The 17,190-nt window shown below is 66.7% G+C and carries 17 protein-coding genes; 11 read left to right on the top strand and 6 right to left on the bottom strand.

All coding sequences use genetic code 11. The features are described 5' to 3' along the window. The first annotated feature begins 8 nt into the window (after positions 1-8). Entirely contained in the window at positions 9-1,460 is a 1,452-nt protein-coding gene (locus A6F65_RS03120; protein ID WP_067785893.1) for an ATP-binding protein, read from the top strand. Positions 1,461-1,522: 62 nt separating this feature from the next. Beyond that, positions 1,523-4,237, top strand: coding sequence for a M1 family metallopeptidase (locus A6F65_RS03115; RefSeq protein WP_067785891.1), 2,715 nt, complete (start codon positions 1,523-1,525; stop codon positions 4,235-4,237). A 22-nt stretch (positions 4,238-4,259) separates the two neighbouring features. Here the strand turns inward: A6F65_RS03115 and A6F65_RS03110 are convergent, their stop codons facing one another. Further along, positions 4,260-4,652, bottom strand: coding sequence for a hypothetical protein (locus tag A6F65_RS03110; RefSeq protein ID WP_067785890.1), 393 nt, complete (start codon positions 4,650-4,652; stop codon positions 4,260-4,262). A gap of 69 nt (positions 4,653-4,721) precedes the next feature. Beyond that, a complete protein-coding gene (locus tag A6F65_RS03105; protein WP_067785888.1) occupies positions 4,722-6,296 on the bottom strand; it encodes a helicase HerA-like domain-containing protein in 1,575 nt (524 codons plus the stop codon). Positions 6,297-6,437: 141 nt separating this feature from the next. Between A6F65_RS03105 and pabB the strand changes: the two genes are divergently transcribed. The 9 genes from pabB (at position 6,438) to A6F65_RS03060 (ending at position 14,170) form a co-directional block, all read left to right on the top strand. Further along, positions 6,438-8,237 (top strand): aminodeoxychorismate synthase component I, encoded by a 1,800-nt coding sequence (gene pabB / locus A6F65_RS03100; RefSeq protein ID WP_067785886.1) that lies wholly within the window; start codon positions 6,438-6,440, stop codon positions 8,235-8,237. After that, positions 8,234-9,421 (top strand): pyridoxal phosphate-dependent aminotransferase, encoded by a 1,188-nt coding sequence (locus tag A6F65_RS03095; protein ID WP_067785884.1) that lies wholly within the window; start codon positions 8,234-8,236, stop codon positions 9,419-9,421. The genes pabB and A6F65_RS03095 overlap by 4 nt, the downstream gene beginning before the upstream one ends. Then, positions 9,418-10,068, top strand: coding sequence for an RluA family pseudouridine synthase (locus A6F65_RS03090; protein ID WP_067785882.1), 651 nt, complete (start codon positions 9,418-9,420; stop codon positions 10,066-10,068). Before A6F65_RS03095 ends, A6F65_RS03090 begins: the two co-directional genes overlap by 4 nt. Then, complete coding sequence (arfB, locus tag A6F65_RS03085; protein WP_237164873.1) at positions 10,065-10,466, top strand: alternative ribosome rescue aminoacyl-tRNA hydrolase ArfB; 402 nt, start codon at positions 10,065-10,067, stop codon at positions 10,464-10,466. The genes A6F65_RS03090 and arfB overlap by 4 nt, the downstream gene beginning before the upstream one ends. A gap of 138 nt (positions 10,467-10,604) precedes the next feature. After that, positions 10,605-10,772, top strand: a complete 168-nt coding sequence (rpmG, locus tag A6F65_RS03080; protein ID WP_067785877.1) for a 50S ribosomal protein L33 — start codon at positions 10,605-10,607, stop codon at positions 10,770-10,772. 131 nt (positions 10,773-10,903) lie between these two features. Beyond that, positions 10,904-11,539: a LolA family protein gene (locus tag A6F65_RS03075; RefSeq protein ID WP_237164872.1), complete on the top strand. Its 636-nt coding sequence runs from the start codon at positions 10,904-10,906 to the stop codon at positions 11,537-11,539. 278 nt (positions 11,540-11,817) lie between these two features. Continuing rightward, positions 11,818-12,609, top strand: a complete 792-nt coding sequence (gene xth, locus A6F65_RS03070; protein ID WP_067785874.1) for an exodeoxyribonuclease III — start codon at positions 11,818-11,820, stop codon at positions 12,607-12,609. 41 nt (positions 12,610-12,650) lie between these two features. Then, positions 12,651-13,673 (top strand): GTP cyclohydrolase II, encoded by a 1,023-nt coding sequence (ribA, locus tag A6F65_RS03065; protein WP_237164871.1) that lies wholly within the window; start codon positions 12,651-12,653, stop codon positions 13,671-13,673. Continuing rightward, positions 13,670-14,170: a GNAT family N-acetyltransferase gene (locus tag A6F65_RS03060; RefSeq protein WP_205631898.1), complete on the top strand. Its 501-nt coding sequence runs from the start codon at positions 13,670-13,672 to the stop codon at positions 14,168-14,170. Before ribA ends, A6F65_RS03060 begins: the two co-directional genes overlap by 4 nt. Here A6F65_RS03060 and asd read toward each other — a convergent pair. The 4 genes from asd to A6F65_RS03040 are packed head-to-tail and all read right to left on the bottom strand — an operon-like array spanning position 14,167 to position 17,159. After that, positions 14,167-15,009, bottom strand: coding sequence for an archaetidylserine decarboxylase (gene asd / locus A6F65_RS03055; RefSeq protein ID WP_067785872.1), 843 nt, complete (start codon positions 15,007-15,009; stop codon positions 14,167-14,169). The two genes, A6F65_RS03060 and asd, sit on opposite strands and share 4 nt — an antisense overlap. Before the next feature lie 28 nt (positions 15,010-15,037). Continuing rightward, positions 15,038-15,301 (bottom strand): DksA/TraR family C4-type zinc finger protein, encoded by a 264-nt coding sequence (locus tag A6F65_RS03050; protein ID WP_067785870.1) that lies wholly within the window; start codon positions 15,299-15,301, stop codon positions 15,038-15,040. A gap of 53 nt (positions 15,302-15,354) precedes the next feature. Beyond that, positions 15,355-16,338, bottom strand: coding sequence for a right-handed parallel beta-helix repeat-containing protein (locus A6F65_RS03045; protein WP_067785869.1), 984 nt, complete (start codon positions 16,336-16,338; stop codon positions 15,355-15,357). 35 nt (positions 16,339-16,373) lie between these two features. Further along, the gene (locus tag A6F65_RS03040) at positions 16,374-17,159 is read right to left on the bottom strand and encodes a CPBP family intramembrane glutamic endopeptidase (protein WP_083989174.1); all 786 of its coding nucleotides are present in this window, start codon (positions 17,157-17,159) and stop codon (positions 16,374-16,376) included. Positions 17,160-17,190: the final 31 nt, after the last annotated feature.

The following is a 17,190-nucleotide window of genomic DNA, read 5'->3' as shown; positions in this document are numbered from 1 at the left end:
GGCGGGCGATGCGGCGCTTCCTACCCAAAAGCCTGCTGGGCCAGGTCCTGCTGGCAGTGGCGGCGGCGCTGCTGATCGCACAGGCGATTTCCGCCGTGCTGCTGCTGCGGGCGCAGGAACAGCGGCGCGAGGCCGTGGCCATGAACGCGCTGGCCATCCAGATGGCGGAAGACCCCGATGAACGCATGGCGCGTCGCATTGCCCGGCGCGGGCAGGAACGAGCCGGAACAGGTGCAGGTTTGCGGGGCGAGCGCCGTGCAGGCCCGCGCGGCGAGGGCACCCCCGGCGGCCTGCTGCGTCCCCGACTGGCGGAGCAAGGCCCCATCCGCAGCGGCGATGTCCGCTCACCGGGCCGCGAGGCGGAACTGCGCGAACTGCTGGAGCGGCAGGGCATTCCCATTGCCGAGCTTGTCGTGGTGGAACGCGACCCGATGGCGGATCGCCGCGTACAGCGCTTCCTGCAGCGGCGCGGCGGCGCGGCCCTGCGCCAGCGCTGGCTGCGCGGCAAGATATTGGTGGGCGGGATCCGCCGCGCCGGCAGCGACCAGTGGCTCATTGCCCGCGCACCCATTCCTGCTGTGGAGCCGCGCGCGCTGGGCTCCATCATCGCGCAGACGCTGATCCTCTACCTCGTGCTCGTGGGGCTGCTCTGGGCGCTGCTGCGGCGGCTGACCCGACCGCTCGCCGCGCTGACCCGGCGGACGGCGGAATTTGCCGAAACGCGCGGCATCGAAGGGCAGATAGAGCCCTCCGGCCCGTCCGACACGCGCCAGCTGATTGCCGCGCATAACCGTATGGAAGCGCGCATCGCTGGCCTGATGGACGAAAAGGACGTCATGCTGGGCGCCATCGGGCATGATCTGAAGACCCCGCTTGCCGCCCTGCGCGTGCGGATCGAAAGCGTCACCGACGATGCCCAGCGCGGCAAGATGGCCGCCAGCATCGCGGACCTCGACCGCACGCTGGACGATATCCTCTCGCTCGCCCGCGTGGGCCGTCCGACCGATGCGGCGGAGCGCACCGACCTCTCCGCCTTGGCCGGCGCGGTGGTGGAGGAATATGAGGATCGAGGGAAACCCGTGACCCTGGCCGATGGGGCGCGCGTGACCGCCACCATCCGCCCCACATGGCTGCGCCGCGCACTGCGCAACCTTGTCTCCAACGCCGTACGCTATGCCGGATCGGCGCGGGTCAGCGTGCTTCAGGACGGCCCCGTGGCGGTCCTGCGCGTGGAGGATGACGGGCCTGGCATTCCCGATGACCAACTGGCGGACATGCTGGAGCCCTTCCGCCGCGGCGATGCCTCGCGCAACCGGGGCACGGGCGGCAGCGGGCTGGGCCTGACACTGGCCCGCGCCATCGCGCAGCAGCACGGCGGGCAATTGCTCATCCAGAACCGCCGCGCTGCGGATGGCACGCCGCAAGGCCTGCTCGCCGAACTGCATATCCCGCTCGACTGAAATCATCGCCAAGCGGTGTTCGCGGTGCTAATTCCCCGGCGCAATTCTGCCGGGGGATTTCCATGCGCCTGAACCGTTTCGCCGCCATTTCCGCAACCGCTATCCTGCTGGCAGGCTGCGCCACCGTGCCGCCGCCGGAAATGGCCAGTGCCGATACGGCGGTCGGCACATCCATGCCTGCACGCGCGCCGGTTCCGGGCGGCCCGCTGCAGCCCCTGCCGGCCGATGTGAACACGGATCTGCCGCGCACCGCTGCGCCCGCCCATTACCGCATCCATGTGGTGCCGGACATGGCGAACCTCACCTTCACCGGCTCCTCTTCGGTCGAGATGCAGGTGTTCGAGGAAACGGACACAATCGTCCTGCACGCCAACCAGCTGATGATCGACAGCGCGATCCTGGTGCCGCTGGCAGGCGGGGAGGCGCGCATGCTGGAAACCACGCTGGATGCGGATGCGCAGCTGGCAAGCTTCACCGATGGCGCGTCGATCCTGCCCGGATATTACCGGCTCGACACCACATATGAAGGCGTCATCAACACGCAGGCGACCGGGCTGTTCGCGCTCGATTACCCGGACAAGGTGACGGGCGAGGAGAAGCGCGGCCTGTTCACGCAGTTCGAAGCGCCCGACGCGCGCCGCTTCGCGCCCATGTTCGACGAGCCGAGCTACAAGGCGACCTTCGACCTGATCGCCGACGTGCCCGTGGGCATGATGGCCGTCAGCAACATGCCGGCGGCGAGCGAGGAAGACCTCGGCAACGGTCTGAAGCGCGTGACCTTCCCGACCGGCCCGAAGATGTCCAGCTACCTGCTGTTCTTCGGCCTGGGCGATTTCGAGCGCGTGTCCATGATGGCATCGGACGGCACGGAAGTGGGCATCGTGGCCCCCACCGGCAGCGGCGAGCAGACGCGCTACGCGCTGGAATCGATGGCCCCGCTGATGGGCTATTTCAACGACTACTTCGGCGTCGATTACCCGCTGCCCAAGCTGGACAATGTCACGGGCCCAGGCAGCAGCCAGTTCTTCGGCGCGATGGAGAACTGGGGCGCGATCCTGACCTTCGAACGCATCCTGCTGTACGATCCGGCAATCTCCAGCGCAGGCACGAAGCAGGCGATCTATTCGGTGCAGGCGCATGAAGTCGCGCACCAGTGGTTCGGCAATATCGTGACCATGGCCTGGTGGGACGACCTGTGGTTGAACGAAGGCTTCGCCAGCTGGATGGAAACCAAGGCGACGCATCATTTCAACCCGGACTGGTATGCCAATCTCAGCCGCGTGGGCGGACGCGAGCGGGCCATGGGCCTGGACAGCTATGCCACCACGCACCCGGTGATCCAGCCGATCGAGACCGTGGCGGAAACCGCGCAGGCCTTCGACGCCATCGCCTATTCCAAGGGCGAGGCGGTGATTTCCATGCTGGAAGCCTATGCCGGCGAGGACGTGTGGCGCGGCGGCATCCGCCGCTACATGGACCGCCACCAATACGACAATACGAAGAGCGTGGACCTGTGGCGCGCGGTCGAGGAAGAGGGCGCCGAAGGCCTGACCGACATCGCGGTGGACTTCACCACCAAGCCCGGCGTCCCGCTGGTGCTGGCCAGCCACACCTGCAACGGCGACACCGCCACGCTGGACGTGCGGCAAAGCGAATTCAGCCAGGACCGGCGCGAGGAAGCCATGGCCAATCCGCTCAGCTGGAACGTGCCGCTGATCGTGAAGGCGGGCGACATGCAGCCGATGCGCCACGTCCTGACCGGCAGTGCCAGCCTGACCCTGCCCAATTGCGACGCGGTGGTCGTGAACAGCGGGCAACTCGGCTATTTCCGCACGCTCTACACGCCGGACATGGTCGGCCCGCTGGCAGCCGCCGTCCCCGGGCTGGACCCGATCGACCAGCTTGGGCTGGTGGCCGACAACCTCGCCCTGGCCGCAGCGGGATACCAGGATTACGCGGTGGGCCTGGACATGCTCTCCGCCATCCCGGCAGACGCCAACCCCGTGGTGGCGGACGCCGCCATCGGGCGCTGGGCTAGCTTCTACGGCGCGCTGGATGACGAAGCGCAGAAGGCCAAGCTGGCAGGCATGGTCACCGACAAATGGCTGCCGCGCCTGATGCAGCTCGGCTTCGAGCCGCGGGCGGACGAGTCCCTGTCCGATGCCAACCTCCGCTCGGAACTGATCGGTTCGCTCGGCGCGATGGGCAATGCGGCTGTGCTGGCCGAAGCCAGCCGGCGGTTCGCGCTGCTGGCCGACGATCCGCGCGCGATGGACGGACCGCTGAAGACGCGCTGGCTGGGCATCGTGGCTGGCAAGGCCACGCCCGCGCAGTGGGAGCGGATGCTGGAGCTTGCCCGCACCACCACCAGCACGGTGGAACGCCAGACCTATTACGGCCTGCTGGGCGCCACGGAGGACCCGGCCTTGGCGCAGCGCGCGCTGGACCTGGCGCTTACGGGCGAAGCGGGCACGGCCAGCGCCGGCATCGTCCTGGGCGTCGCGGCAAACCATCCGGAGATGGGTCACGATTTCGCGGTCGCCAACATGGACGCCATTACCGCGCTGGTGGACGCCTCGGGCCTGGCAGGCTTCCTCGCCCGGTTGGCCTATACGGCCGATACGCCGGAACTTGCCGCGAAGTACGAGGCGCTGGCCGATGGCATGAGCGCGGATGCGCGCCGCCCGATCGACCGGTCACTGCTGGCGCTGCGGATCGGGTTCGAGCGGCAGCCGGTCCTGCGCCGGCAGGTCGGTGCGTGGGTAGATGCGCAATAGGCTCGCTTTCGGACGGGCCGCGTCAGTACGTGCTTTCGCGGTTCTCTTCGCCCTGCGGGCCGACAGTCAGCCGCCAGGTCTGCCCGGCATTCACGCGGATGCCGTTGAACTTGGCCAGCGCGGACATGCCGTTGCCGACATAGGCGACGTGCGTGTCCCAGCAATCGGCGTCCACCTGCCAGCGCATGGACTGCCCCGGTTCGATGGAGCCGCGCAGCTGGTCGAGCCCGTGGCTCATCGCCGAACAGCGCGAAATGGTGATGGTGTTGATGCTGTAGCCGGAATTGTTCTGCACGATGATCGCGCCGTTGGGCTTGCCTTCGGTCACCAGATTGCCGCCCAGGAAGGTGCTGCAACCGGCCGTCGCCAGTGCTGCAGCGATCAGGCCGAGGCCGCGTAAGAAGCGCACATTCATGTCACTGTCCCCTGTTTTCCTGCCGCCAAACCAGCGCAGGGCGGCAGGACAGTCCAGTGACAAACCCTGTTAGCGCATCAGCCCGCCGATCAGATTGCGCACAAAGCGCCCCGCAATCGGCCCCGCCAGATCCGTCGCAATGGAGCCGACGGCGCTTGTGACGCCGGACTTCACCGGATTGGCACGCGATTTCTTGCCCAGCACGGCGGCAGCAGCGGCCCCGGCGGCAGAGCCTGCGGCGACCTTGGCCCCGCGGCCAATTGCCTTTTCCCACAAGCTCTTGGTCTTGCGCGGGCGCTTGGCGACTTCCTCGCGGCCCTTCTCCTCCACCTCTTCTGCGGTGGCGGCGGCATCGGCGGCCTTGGCCAGCAGGACTTCCTCGGCGCTCTCGCGGTCCACCGCCTCGTCATATTTGCCATCGAGCGGGCTGACCGACTGGATGATGGCGCGTTCCTTGGCCGTGATCGGGCCCAGGCGGCTGCGCGGCGGCTTGATCAGCGTGCGCTGTACGATGGAGGGCGCGCCATCCTCCATCAAGGTGGAGACGAGCGCCTCGCCCACGCGCAGCTGGGTGATCGCTTCCTCGACATCGAGATCCTCGTTGATGCGGAAGGTATCGGCGGCGGCCTTGATCGCCTTCTTGTCGCGCGGGGTGAAGGCGCGCAGGGCGTGCTGCACGCGGTTGCCCAGCTGGCCTGCGACCTCTTCGGGAATGTCGATCGGGTTCTGCGTGACGAAGAACACGCCCACGCCCTTGGACCGGATCAGGCGCACGACCTGCTCGATCTTGTCCTCCAGCGCCTTGGGCGCATCGTCGAACAGCAGGTGTGCCTCGTCGAAGAAGAACACCAGCTTGGGCTTTTCGGGGTCGCCCACCTCGGGCAGCGTTTCGAACAGTTCGGCCAGCAGCCACAGCAGGAAGGTGGCGTAAAGCTTCGGGCTGCGCATCAACTTGTCTGCGGCCAGCACGTTGATGTAGCCGCGGCCATTCTCGTCGGTGCGCAGGAAATCGTCGATCTCCAGCGCCGGTTCGCCGAAGAACATGTCCGCGCCCTGGCTTTCGAAGCTCAGCAGCTGGCGCTGGATCGCGCCGACCGACTGCTTCGACACATTGCCATATTGCGCGCTGATGTCCTTCGAATTCTGGGCCACATGCAGCATCATCTGCTGCAAATCGTCGAAGTTCAGCAGCAGCAGGCCGTTATCATCGGCATAGCGGAAGACGATCTGCATCACGCCTTCCTGCGTGTCGTTCAAATCCAGCAGGCGGCTGAGCAGCAGCGGCCCCATTTCGGAAACTGTGGTGCGGATGCGGTGGCCCTGTTCCCCGTAAAGGTCCCAGAAGATCGCCGGATTATCCGAATAGGCATAGTCATCCATGCCCAGTTCCTTCGCACGGCCTTCCAGCTTGTCGGCATGCTTGAAGGTCGGGCTGCCGGGCATGGAGATGCCGGACAGGTCGCCCTTCACATCGGCCACGAACACCGGGACGCCGTTTGCGGAAAAGCTTTCCGCCATGCCCTGCAGCGTGACGGTCTTGCCCGTGCCGGTCGCGCCTGCGACCAGGCCGTGCCGGTTGGCGCGCGAGAGGTCGAGGAACTGCTCCTCGCCATTCTCTGCAAGCCCGAGGAAAATCTGCGCCATGTCCGGTATCCCTGTTGTCTGGTTTTCGCCGTGCTGTCTGGCGGATGGCGAGGGCGCAGGTCAAGGACCGCCGCGCCTGCGCCAGCGCGCCGTGCTTTTCCGGTAATAGACATATGCGCCGGACGGGCTAGAGCAGGCGCGATGGAAGTGAGGCAACCCTTCGTCCTGCTGGATGACGCACGCGCGGACGGGGCAGCGGATGCGCAATTCTACAGCGCGCCGCGCGCCATTTTCGTCGCCCATCGCCCGCAGGATGTGGATGCCGCCCTGGCCGGAGCCGATGCCGCCCGCCGCGAGCAGGGCGGACACCTGGCAGGCTATATCGCTTACGAGGCGGGCCTTGCGCTGGAGCCGCGCCTGCAATCGCTGGCCCACGCTCGCACAGGGGCCGCCGGCCCACTGGTGTGGCTGGGGCTGTTCGATGATCCCGAACCGATCCCGGCAGCAGAGGTGCCCGCATGGCTCGCCGCGCGCGCAGATACAGGGCATGCCAGCATCGGCCCGATGGACCCGGCCATCTCCCCCGGCGGGTATTGCGCGAATTTCGACGCCCTGCAGGAAGCGATCCGCGCAGGCGACATCTACCAGGCCAACCTCACCTTCTCCCTCCACGGCCCGGCGCGGGGCGATCCACTGGCCATCTATGCCGCCATCCGGCCCGATGCCGCAGCCGGATATGGCGGGCTGGTCTTCGATGGCAGCCATTGGCTGCTGAGCTTCAGCCCGGAGCTGTTCTTCAGCCTGCAGGGCCGCAACGCCCGGGTGAAGCCGATGAAAGGCACGCGCCCGCGCGGCCTCGACACGAAAAGCGACGATGCACTGGCGCGAGAACTGGCCAGTTCTGTAAAGGACCGGGCGGAAAACCTGATGATCCTGGACCTGATGCGCAACGATTTGTCGCGTGTGGCAGAGGCAGGCAGCGTGGATGTCAGCGATCCCTTCGCCGTGGAAAGCTATCCCACGGTCCACCAGATGACGAGCACCGTCACGGCCACCTTGCAAGCCGGGATGGGCGCGATGGACGTGCTGCGCGCGCTGTTTCCCTGCGGCTCCATCACCGGCGCGCCCAAGATCCGCGCCATGGAACTGATCGACGCGCTGGAGCGCGATGCGCGCGGCCCCTATTGCGGCGCTATCGGGCGGGTTGATGCCAGCGGCGATGCGGCCTTCAACGTCGCCATCCGCACCGTGCGCCTGACGCCGGGCGAGAATGCGCGCCACCATGCCACGCTGGGCGTTGGCGGGGCGATCGTGGCCGATAGCGCGCCCATGACCGAATGGCGCGAGTGCCTGATCAAGGCCGGCTTCCTGCGCGGCGCGGCGGGCGGACACGATCTGATCGAGACGATGCGCTTCGAACCCGACAGCGGCATCGCGCGGCTGGAGCTGCATCTCTCGCGGCTGAAGGCGAGTGCGGCGGAGCTGGGATTCCAGTTCGACCGGCACGATGCGCGAAACCAGATCCAGGCCCTGTGCTTCGAGCTGGGCGAGGCTGCAAAGGTCCGCCTGCTGCTCGCCCGCGGAGGCGCCATCGCGCTGGAAACGCAGCCCCTGCCGCAGGCTGCAGAGCCGGTTCGCTGCGTCGCCTTGCCCCTGCCCGTCGTCGCCAGCGACTGGCGGCTGCGGCACAAGTCCACGGACCGCGGCTTCTACGCCGATGCGGTCGCCGTGGCGCGCGGGCAGGATGCAGGCGAAGCGATCTTCGTGCGTGACGATGGCCTGGTGACCGAAGGCAGCTGGTCCAATATCTTCGTTCGCGGCAAGGACGGCGTTCTGCTGACCCCGCCCGTAGCGCTCGGCCTGCTGCCCGGCGTCGAGCGCCAGCACCTGCTGGACAGCGGCGAAGCGCGCGAGGCGGAGCTGACGCTTGGCGATCTTGCCGGCGGTTTCCTGCTGGGCAATGCCGTACGCGGGCTGGTGCAGGCGGAACTGGCCGGATGACCGGTGCCGACCCGCGCGCCCATCTGGGCCAGGCGATGGAGCGCGTCGCAGCCTCGCAGACCACCGCCATGACCGACCGGGCGAGCGCCCTGCGCGAAGCAGGGCGGGACATCATCTCCCTCAGCGTGGGTGAGCCGGATTTCCCCACCCCGTCCCACATCATCGCGGCGGCCAAGGCTGCGCTGGATGACGGTGCAACCAGATACACTGCCGTCACCGGGACAAGCGCGCTGAAAGCCGCCGCCGCGCTGCATTTCCAGCGCGATCTCGGCATCGCCGCGCAGCCCGACGCGATCATCGCGACCGCTGGCGGAAAGCAGGCCATCTTCGAGGCTTTCGCGGCGACACTCTCCGCCGGGGACGAGGTGATCGTGCCCAGCCCGTGGTGGGTCAGCTATCCGCAGATGGTGCGCTTCATGGGCGCAAGTGTGGTCCCGCTGCTGACCCATCCGCGCGATGGCTTCCGCTTCGATGCGGGAGAGCTGGACGGCCAGATCGGCCCGCGCACGAAATGGCTGGTGCTCAACAGCCCGGGCAATCCCACCGGCGCCGTCTATCCGGCACAGATGCTGCGCCATATCGGGGAAGTGCTGCGAAGCCATCCGCAGGTCATGGTCCTGTCGGACGATATCTACGCGCCGCTCAATTATACGTCCGGCCCGCATGCCACGTTGGCCGCCGTCTGCCCGGACCTTGCCGAGCGCGTGCTGACCGTGTCCGGCGTGTCCAAGGCCTATGCCATGACCGGCTTTCGCATCGGGCTCGCCACAGGCCCTCATTGGCTGGTCGATGCCATGGGCCGCCTGCAATCCAACACCAGCGGCAACCCCGCCGCCGTTAGCCAGGCCGCAGCCGTGGCCGCGCTGGAGGGGCCACAGGATTTCCTGGCCGAGTGGCGCGAGGCGTTTCGCGAGCGCCGCGACCTGGTGGTGCGCCGCATCAATGCCATTCCCGGCCTGTCCTGCCCCGTGCCGGACGGCGCCTTCTATGCCTTTGTAGACGCTGCCCCGCTGATGGATCGGTTCGGAGACGATGCTGCCCTGGCCCTGCACCTGCTGGACAATGGCGTGGCAATCGTCCCGGCAAGCGCCTTTGGCGGCCGGGATGGCTTCCGCATCAGCTTCGCCGCGAGCAAGGAAAAGCTGGACGAGGCCCTGTCCCGCGTGGAAAGCGCGCTGGCATGAGCGATCCGGTCCCTATCCTGTACGAAGACGGCGAAGCCCTGGTGATTGACAAGCCCGCGGGCCTGCCGATCGATACGCCGCGCAAGGGCGGCCCGGCGCTGGTCGACCATCTCGATGACCTGCGGCTGGGCTTCCAGCGCCAGCCCACGCCGGTGCACCGATTGGATACCGACACCAGCGGCTGCCTGCTGCTGGCGCGCAATCCCAAGGCGCTGAAGCGGTTCAACAAGGCGTTCGAAGACCGCCTGGTCAGCAAGACCTACCTCGGTGTGCTGGCGGGCGAACTGGCCGAGGAAGAGGGCACGATCGAACTCGCGCTCGCCAAGATTAGCAGCGCCGAGAAAGGCTGGCGGATGATCCCTGCGAAGAAGGGCAAGCCCTCCGTCACGCACTGGCGCCGGCTGGAAATCCGCGGTGGCCGCACGCTGGTGGAATTCCGCCCGGAGACAGGCCGCACCCACCAGATCCGCGTGCATACGGAGCATGGCCTCGGCCTGCCGCTGGTGGGCGATCCCATCTATGGCGTGCGCGATGGTGCCGGCATGCTGCTGCACGCCCACGCCCTGAAGGTGGAGCGCGAAGGCAAGACGCCAATCGAGGCGACCGCGCCGCTGCCCGCACGCTTTGGCGAGTGGACGGCAGTGTGAGCATAATCGACCGGGCGCAGACGCTGGCGGAGGAAAGCTTCGTCACAGCGTCCGGCCCGGGCGGGCAGAACGTCAACAAGGTGGCCACCGCCGTCCAGCTGCGCGTGAACATCTATGCGCTGGGCCTGCCCCCGCGCATCTTCCACCGGCTGCAGGACCTTGCCGGCAGCCGCCTGAACCAGGCGGGCGAGATCGTGATCGATGCCCGCAACCACCGCACGCAGGATGCCAATCGCCGCGAGGCGCGCGAGCGACTGGCCGACCTGCTGGAAGCGAGCCTGCGCGAGCCCAAGGTGCGAAAGAAGAGCCGCGTGAACCGCATCGGCAAGGTGAAGCGCCTGAAGGCGAAGAAAGCGCATGGCGAGAAGAAGGCATTGCGCGGCAGGCCGGAGCTCTGATCCGCCCCTGCAATGCTTGACTTTCGGGCGGGAATCACCCATTGGCGCGCCCGTATGGGCGGCGCATGCGCGTCGCCCGACCTGTTTTTACCCCAGGTTCCGGGCGCCCGGCGCCCCGACCGATACGGAAGAAGTACCATGGCGAAGCCCGCAACCGTCAAGATCCGCCTCAATTCGACCGCCGGCACCGGCTTCTTCTATGTCACCAAGAAGAACCCGCGCAACATCACCGAGAAGATGAGCTTCCGCAAGTACGACCCGATTGCCAAGAAGCACGTCGAGTTCAAGGAAGCGAAGATCAAGTAATCGGCAGAATTGCGTAGTCCTGCCTGAACGGCGGGAACCGTTGAAATTCAGTGACCGTTCAACGCTCCGTCGCTAACACACGGAGCATGACACACTTGACCCGTACCCAGAACCGTAGCCCGAAACGCGTCATGGCTGCTGCCCTTGCAGGCGCCATGGCCTTTGCCGCGCCGCTTGCGCTTGTTGCGCCGGTCACGCCGGTCGCCGCGCAATCCGCCAGCCAGCAGCTGGACCAGGTGGTCACCGCGCTGCGCTCCATCACCACGCTGAAAGCTGATTTCACGCAGACCGACCGCGCGGGCAAGACCGTGTCGGGCGAACTGACGCTGAAGAACCCCGGCCGCATCCGATTCGAATATTCGAAGGACGTGAACATGCTGGTGGTCGCTGACGGCAAGTCGCTGACGCTGGTCGATTACGAAGTGGCGCAGGTCCAGCGCTGGCCGATCAAGAATTCTCCGCTTGGCGCGCTGCTCGATCCCAAGCGGGACGTGAAGCGTTTCGGCAAGCTGGTGCAGACGGGCAATCCCAATGTGCTGAGCGTGGAAGTGCGCGATCCGAAGAAGCCGGAATACGGCGTCATCACGCTGGTGATGGTGAAGGACGCAGCCTCCCCCGGCGGCCTGAAGCTGCACAGCTGGGTGGCGCTCGATTCGCAGAACAAGCGCACGACCGTGCGGCTGTCGAACCACCGCTATGGCGTGGCGGTCAGCAACTCCGCATTCAGGTTCAAGGATCCGCGCAAGTCGTCCCGTCGCCCGCGGTAAACGGCCTGCCTTCCATCTGACGCGCTGCTGCGACCAGCCGTTGCTTGCCATTCATTTCACGGCAAGCCGGGCAGGCGTAATAATATCACCGCATGGACGGATTGGAGGCGGGTTTCCCCCCTGTTGCCCTGTCTCCTGGTACCCCGGCTTTGCGACAAGCGTGACGAACGCTCGATAGGAACCCCCATCCCAATGCCCCCGGGATGGGGGTTTTTTCGTGCCCACGAGCCGCGCCACCGCCTTGCCCCACCTGCCTCTGCGCCCTATCGCCTCGGCCCATGGTCACCGTCGCTACATGGAACATCAATTCGGTCCGCCTGCGGATGCCGATCGTCGCGGATTTCCTGAAGCAGGAGGCGCCCGACGTGCTGTGCCTGCAGGAAATCAAGTGCCAGGAAAACCAGTTCCCCTACGACGCGTTTCGCGAGCTGGGTTACGAGCATTTCGCCGTGCACGGGCAGAAGGGCTATCACGGCGTTGCCACGGTGGCGAAAGTGCCGCTGCGCGAGTTTTCCCGCCACGACTGGCAGGACAATGGCGAAGCCCGCCATGTCGGCGTGGAGCTGCCCGATCATGACGGGATGATCGTGGAGAATGTCTACGTGCCGGCCGGCGGCGACGAGCCGGACCGCGAGAAGAATGCGAAATTCGGACAGAAGCTGGACTTCCTCGAACGCATGACCCGCTGGGCCGACAAGGTGGACCGGCCCACGCTGATCGTGGGCGATTTCAACATCGCACCGCTGGAAAGCGATGTCTGGAACCACAAGCAGCTGCTGAAGGTCGTCAGCCACACGCCGGTCGAGGTGGAGAGCCTGCAGCGCTTCATGGACGCGCATGGCTGGGCCGATCTCGGCCGCCAGCACATCCCCGCGCCGGACCGCTATTTCAGCTGGTGGTCCTATCGCAGCAAGGACTGGCGCGTGAACGATCGCGGGCGGCGGCTGGACCACATGTGGGCCAGTCCGGAGCTTGCGGCGCAATCCACGCGCCACTGGATCCTGGAAGATGCGCGCAGCTGGGAAAAGCCGAGCGACCATATCCCGCTGCTGACGGAGTTCACTCTCTGAGCGCCCGCGCGCCATCCGCCACACGCCGCGTGGCGCAGGCGGTGGACGCACTGCGCCATGGGTGGCCCGTGGTGCTTCCCGGCGGCCAGGTGCTGCTGCCGGTGGAAACTGCCATTGGCGAGGCGCGCTCTGCCCGGCTGCTGCTGTCGCAGGACCGTGCCGCCACGCTGAAACTGGGCAATCAGCGCGAAGCGGCGCGCGGGATGGCGCCCGTCCTGGTGCGCGCCGCCGGGGCGCTGTCCAGCGTGGAGGCGCTGCCGGTGGCTGACCCCTCGCTCGACCTCGCCAACCCGCTGAAGGGCCCCTTCCGCGCCGAGCCGCTGGACGATCCCGAAAGCGCCGCGGCCGCGCTGGAGCTGGCCCGCATTGCCGGCATCCTGCCCGCCTTCCTGGTGGACCCTGATGACGCGGGCGAGCCTGCCGGTTTCGACCCGGCCGACCTGCCTGCATTCGCCGATCCGCAGCGCCTGCAGATCGCGACGCGTGCGCAGCTGCCCGTGCGCGAAATGGAAGATGCGGAGATCGTCGCCTTCCGCAGCGCAGATGACCTGCGCGAACATGCAGCGCTGGTTATCGGCGAGCCGGACGGCGCGCGCACCCCGCTGGTCCGCCTGCATTCCGAATGCCTGACGGGGGATGTCTTCGGCAGCCTGAAATGCGACTGCGGCCCGCAGCTGGACGGCGCGCTGGCCGCCATGGCCGCAGAGGCGCGCGAGGGCGGATGGGGCGTGCTGCTCTACATGCGGCAGGAAGGGCGCGGCATCGGATTGATCAACAAGCTGCGCGCTTATCGCCTGCAGGACCAGGGCTTCGACACGGTCGATGCGAACACCCGCCTGGGCCTGCCAGACGAAGCGCGCGACTTTCCCGTGGCGGGTAGGATGCTCCAGCTGATGAATGTCGCTTCGATCCGGCTGATGACGAACAATCCGAGGAAAGTCGCTGCGCTGGAGGCTACGGGTATAGAGGTGACCGAGCGCGTACCCCATGCGCTGCCCGACAATCCGTACAATGCGGACTATCTAGCTACCAAGCGCGACCGATCAGGCCACCTCCTGCCTTGACTGAAATCAGGATCCGAAACGAACGGCCCGAAGATCTCGCGACGATCCACGCACTGACGGCGACAGCTTTCGAGGGTCGGGTCTATAGCGACGGCAGCGAGCCGCGCATTGTCGACCAGCTTCGCTGCGATGGCGATCTGGCACTATCGCTGGTTGCGGCCGATAGCCGGCGGATCGTCGGCCATATCGCCTTCTCGCCTGTCACCATCTCAGATGGCACGGAAGGGTGGTACGGCCTCGGTCCGGTAAGCGTTTGGCCAGAACTGCAGCGGCAAGGCATCGGAAGCGCGCTGATTCGCAAGGGTCTCGCCAACCTGCAGACTATGGGCACGAAGGGCGTCGTGCTGCTTGGCTCGACCGAATATTATCCGCGTTTCGGGTTCGAGCATGATCCGAAGCTCGTCTATCCCGGCCCTCCAGCAGAAAAGTTCCAGCGGCTGGTCCTGAGCGGGCCCGCACCTGAAGGCACCGTCAGCTACGCACCCGCATTCGGCTAGGCGTGCGTCCCAAGCGCCTCGCCCATCCGCACCGCATCGCCCGCTTTCAAACCGTCGCGCCAATTTACGCGGCCAGGCTCGAACAGCAGCACGGCTGTTGAGCCGAGGATGAAGCGGCCCATCTCGTCGCCCGCGGCCAGCGAAACATCGCGCGCGGCGAAGTCCTGCCGCACCAGCCGGGGCGCGTGGGTTTCGACCAGCCCGTCCCACACGGTCTCGATTCCGGCCACGATCATCGCGCCGACCATCACGCTGGCGAAGCTGCCGCGCGGCCCGTCGAACAGGCAGGCCAGCCGTTCGTTGCGGGCGAAGAGGCCGTCCACGTTCTCGGCCGTCACGCCGTTCACACTAAACAGGTCGCCCGGCACGTAAGTCGTGCTGGAAAGCTTTCCGGCAGCGGGCATATGGACGCGGTGGTAATCCTTCGGGCTGAGATAGATCGTGGCGAAGCTGCCACCCTCGAAACGCTCTGCCGCTTCCGCATCGCCGCCCAGCAATTGCGTGGCGGTGAAGTGGCGACCCTTGGCCTGGAATATGCGGCCCTGCTCCACCTGCCCGATCTGGCTGACGGCGCCATCGGCGGGGGAGAGGATGTGCGTGGCAGCGTCCGCCAGCGGACGAGCGCCGGGCTTCAGCTCGCGCGTGAAGAAGTCGTTGAAGCTGCGGTATTCGCCGATGCCGCGCGCCGCCTCGTCCATGTTCACATCGTAAGCGGCGATGAAGCGGCGGATCAGCATGTCTTTCAGCCACGGCACCTCGCTCGATGCGAATTTGCCGATGCCGCGGGAAATGGCGTGATGCGGCAGCGCGTGCTGCAGCCAGACGAATGGTGATGCCATGGCGGTTACCCTTGTCGCGCGAGGCTGCTCAACGCAACTGGCTATCCTTGGAGCCGCGCCGGTTTATCGCCGAATGCGCGACCTTGCTGTCCTTGCCGGACTGGCAGGCGATGCAGGTCTGCACGCCGGGGACGGCCTCGCGTCGACCCTGCGGAATGGGCGCACCGCATTCCATGCAATATTCCGCGCTTTCCCCTTCAGGCATGCGGGCGCGTGCGGCAGCCACCGCGTCCTTCACGCTGTCGTCGATCTGGTCCTGCACCGCGCCATCGCGCGTCCATCCACCGGCCATGGAAACTCTCCTTGCCCGCTACGAACGGGCCGGAGCGTCAGCGTGTTCCCGCCCTATCGCCGCTCGTAGCGGGCGAGGCCGGTGCCGAGCGAGTTCTCGCCGATGTCGATATTGTCGCCCGACCAGTCCGCCACGAAGACCGTGTTGCGGCTGACGCCGGGAGCGAGTCGCGCATCGTTGCCCAGGATTGCCAGCCCGTCTGACGGGTTCACCCGACCTTCCGGCGCGACGGTGATGAAGGCGGAGTAATTCTCCTTGTCCTGGCCCTGCACGAACCAGTTGTTGGAGATCTGCCCTGTCGCCCCGTCCGAAAGATCGATCATGTAATTCGTGCCGCGTCCGCGCACATCGTCGAAGCTGGAACTGGCGACATCCACGCGCGCTGCGCGGCTCTTCACATAATGGCCGCCGCGCCCTTCCTCGAATCGGCTGCGGGTCACGCGCAAGTGGCCGATTTCGCCGGTGTAGATGGAATGCGCGCAGCCGCCGCCGCCTTCGCAAGTGCCAAGGCGGGTGAAGGTAGAGCGGTCCACCACCAGCCGCGTCGAATTGTCATGCGCGGTCAGGATGCCCTGCTGGCTATCGCGGAACCAGCTTTCGGCCACCATCAGATCGCCTTCTTCCAGCCGGATGCCTGCGCCGTTGTAATCGGAGACGCGGATGTTCTGGAAAATCACGCCGGATACTTCCGCGCCCTGCCCGCGCAGCACCAGCGCCGCCTTGCCTTCGCAGGCGACCCCGTCGAACACGGCGGTGCCGGGCTCTGCTGCGAGATAGGCGATGCGCCCCTCGGTCTGCACAGCGCACTGGGCATAACGGCCCGGCGCAATAGCGATCCTGCCCTGGCCCGCGCCAATCGCGTCTACCGCGTCCTGCAGGTTGGAATAACCCTGGCCCGTTTCCATGACGGTGAAGGCCGGCGCCGGCGCCTGTGCCATCAGCGCGGAGGCTGGAATGGCGGCGATGGCCAAGGCGCCAAGCACGGCGAAACCGGGGATGGAAGGGCGAGCGAGCGGTTTGCGGACAGTGTGTTCCATGCCCACTGGCATAGAGCGAAAGGGTTAATGTGCGGTCAAATGGCCGCGAGCACAGCCATGACACTGACCGCGAACAGATGCGTCAGGGCATGGGCGATGATGGCCGCCTCCAGCCCGCGGCGCATGTAAAGCCAGCCGAAAAGCACGCCCAGCCCGGCATTGGCGGCAAGCACCAGCGCCAGCAGCCACAGCGGCGGATCCGGCATCACGGCGAACAGGATTGGGAAATGGCCCAGGCCGAACAGGACTGCGGCAAGGATGTTTGCTGTCCACAGGGCAGCGGCGCGAGGGAGCCGCACCTTCAGGAGCAACAGTGCGAGCACGCTCATCATGCCCCAGCGCAGCAGCACCTCCTCCGTGATGCCGCCATAGAGCATGCGGGTGGCAAGCGGCTGCGCCATTTCTGCGCCCTCGCTGGCGAAGTAGCTTGCGGTGATCGCGCCATAGGCCAGCAGCGTCACCATCCCCACCACACCCACGAACAGGGCGGGCATCAGCGCCGCGCGCAGTGGCAAGCGCCAGTCACCCCGGACCAGTGCTTCCTCCAGCACCGGCGCATGGAGGCCAGCGCGAGGGGCGGCGAACCAGCCGGCGAAGGATGCAACCAGCACGAGGATCGCGGGATTGAGCAACAGCACGGCGCGCGGCACGTCGACGCCATCGGGCAGATTGTCCTCCAGCGGCAGGAGGCCGAGCGAGGCCACGCCGAACATGCCGAGGACAAAGACCGCAAAGGCGAGCGACAGGCCGGGCCGCGCCGGCTTCTCCGCGCGTCCATCCGTCCGGTCCATCACGCCCTGATCCAATTTGCCGCGCTCCATCCAAGCCTCCCTGCGATGCTGCTGTTAGCTA

The organism is Paraurantiacibacter namhicola (assembly GCF_001687545.1).
GTDB lineage: Bacteria > Pseudomonadota > Alphaproteobacteria > Sphingomonadales > Sphingomonadaceae > Paraurantiacibacter > Paraurantiacibacter namhicola.
This window is presented reverse-complemented; position numbering and strand designations above follow the sequence as displayed.

What these genes read in the sequence shown, in the direction of transcription:
- A6F65_RS03120 (WP_067785893.1), top strand. Translation starts at nt 9, where the DNA reads ATGCGGCGCTTCCTACCCAAAAGCCTGCTGGGCCAGGTCCTGCTGGCA.
- A6F65_RS03115 (WP_067785891.1), top strand. Translation starts at nt 1,523, where the DNA reads ATGCGCCTGAACCGTTTCGCCGCCATTTCCGCAACCGCTATCCTGCTG.
- A6F65_RS03110 (WP_067785890.1), bottom strand. Translation starts at nt 4,652, where the DNA reads ATGAATGTGCGCTTCTTACGCGGCCTCGGCCTGATCGCTGCAGCACTG.
- A6F65_RS03105 (WP_067785888.1), bottom strand. Translation starts at nt 6,296, where the DNA reads ATGGCGCAGATTTTCCTCGGGCTTGCAGAGAATGGCGAGGAGCAGTTC.
- pabB (WP_067785886.1), top strand. Translation starts at nt 6,438, where the DNA reads ATGGAAGTGAGGCAACCCTTCGTCCTGCTGGATGACGCACGCGCGGAC.
- A6F65_RS03095 (WP_067785884.1), top strand. Translation starts at nt 8,234, where the DNA reads ATGACCGGTGCCGACCCGCGCGCCCATCTGGGCCAGGCGATGGAGCGC.
- A6F65_RS03090 (WP_067785882.1), top strand. Translation starts at nt 9,418, where the DNA reads ATGAGCGATCCGGTCCCTATCCTGTACGAAGACGGCGAAGCCCTGGTG.
- rpmG (WP_067785877.1), top strand. Translation starts at nt 10,605, where the DNA reads ATGGCGAAGCCCGCAACCGTCAAGATCCGCCTCAATTCGACCGCCGGC.
- A6F65_RS03075 (WP_237164872.1), top strand. Translation starts at nt 10,904, where the DNA reads ATGGCTGCTGCCCTTGCAGGCGCCATGGCCTTTGCCGCGCCGCTTGCG.
- xth (WP_067785874.1), top strand. Translation starts at nt 11,818, where the DNA reads ATGGTCACCGTCGCTACATGGAACATCAATTCGGTCCGCCTGCGGATG.
- asd (WP_067785872.1), bottom strand. Translation starts at nt 15,009, where the DNA reads ATGGCATCACCATTCGTCTGGCTGCAGCACGCGCTGCCGCATCACGCC.
- A6F65_RS03050 (WP_067785870.1), bottom strand. Translation starts at nt 15,301, where the DNA reads ATGGCCGGTGGATGGACGCGCGATGGCGCGGTGCAGGACCAGATCGAC.
- A6F65_RS03045 (WP_067785869.1), bottom strand. Translation starts at nt 16,338, where the DNA reads ATGGAACACACTGTCCGCAAACCGCTCGCTCGCCCTTCCATCCCCGGT.
- A6F65_RS03040 (WP_083989174.1), bottom strand. Translation starts at nt 17,159, where the DNA reads ATGGAGCGCGGCAAATTGGATCAGGGCGTGATGGACCGGACGGATGGA.